At 46.6% G+C, this 305-nt stretch carries 1 protein-coding gene; it reads right to left on the bottom strand.

The features are described 5' to 3' along the window. Positions 1-305 (bottom strand): hypothetical protein (locus FH871_RS34385; protein WP_212768310.1); only part of this gene is annotated, 305 nt, incomplete at both ends.

Below are 305 nucleotides of genomic sequence, written 5' to 3'. Positions count from 1 at the left end.
AGCTGAAAGATCAATATTGACCACGTAGGTGTGGTTGTTGACTTGGATGCGGTGGTTGGCCGAACCAGCCTTTTGCTCTTGAATGGTTGTCCGCAGGAAGTCAACATTAAACTCCCCTTGGTCATTGGTAAAAATGAGCTCGGCATAGGGATTGAACCAGCCAATTTCATTGGTGTCAGGGGCAAATTGAACAACTCCTACCGGCATCTTATCTAGGAGGGACTTGAGACTGAGCTCGGTTTGGTCATTGAGCCGCTCAATCTGCTCCAATTCTGATAATTCATAGGCCTGCTTTTGGTAGTAAA

The organism is Larkinella sp. C7 (assembly GCF_006149005.1).
GTDB lineage: Bacteria > Bacteroidota > Bacteroidia > Cytophagales > Spirosomataceae > Larkinella.
Note: the sequence above shows the minus strand (reverse complement) of the source record. Positions and strands in the feature narration are given on the sequence as shown.